This is a genomic window from Sphingomonas endophytica, assembly GCF_001476895.1.
GTDB lineage: Bacteria > Pseudomonadota > Alphaproteobacteria > Sphingomonadales > Sphingomonadaceae > Sphingomonas > Sphingomonas endophytica_A.
In genome coordinates this window covers 1-784 of record NZ_LDTB01000128.1, presented here as the reverse complement: position 1 = coordinate 784, position 784 = coordinate 1, and the positions used below count along the sequence as shown (strand labels likewise).

Sequence of the window (784 nt, the reverse complement as noted above, 5' to 3'; positions counted from 1 at the left end):
TCATCTAGGGGAGCAGGTCCTCCGAGACGTCCATCCGCAGCACGTCGAGCAACAACGCATACTGACGTTGGTATCGATTGTCCGGTCCGTGCAGTTGAATTGGCTTGCTTGCGAAGACTGTTGCTTTGAAAGGCGCTCTGAGCAAGTTTGGCATGGGAGCATGTCATCGCTGCGGCCCGCATAGGTATACGTTCCACCGGCATTGCGAACGCACTTGTTGCCGCTCTTGGTCAAGCCGCCCTGGAAGGCCTCGCGCGTCTTGGCGTGGTTGCCCCAATACATCATCGTCGCCGACGGTGTGCGGATGTGCCGCGCGCCACCACTCCGCGTTCTGGAGCAAGATAAGGCCGCGGGCCAACCACGATTCGGCCTTCGCGCGGTTAGAAGTTGTCGTAACCCCGATTTCCTTGGACAGTTCTGCGTAAGGCGTTCGCGAGCCCGTCGGACAGTTCAGATCCTACCGGCTATGAGCGGTGAAGCGCAGCTAAGAAACCAAAAAACGCACAACCGACGGCAAGTACGCCGTGACAGAGCCGCTCGCTCCTTACTGAGTATCGGAGGGGGCGATTGGCCGTTTCTCGCGCCAATTCTCGCGGTGCTGAAGGACACGGGCGTATGACATCGTAAGATGGAGCTGCATCGCGCGTCGCCCGAGCTGTCCATCGCGCAGGCGTGCTGCGATCGTGATGTCCTCGTGATGGTGAAGGCTCTGAGCGAGTTCTGCCGGTGAGTACAGAAAAAACGACCGCACCACGATCGGCATGTCGATCATTGGCTCGAGGAT

The 784-nt window shown here is 59.1% G+C and carries 1 protein-coding gene; it reads right to left on the bottom strand.

All coding sequences use genetic code 11. The features are described 5' to 3' along the window. Positions 1 to 544 precede the first annotated feature (544 nt). Positions 545 to 784 (bottom strand): FCD domain-containing protein (locus tag NS334_RS18875; protein WP_206542677.1); only part of this gene is annotated, 240 nt, incomplete at its 5' end.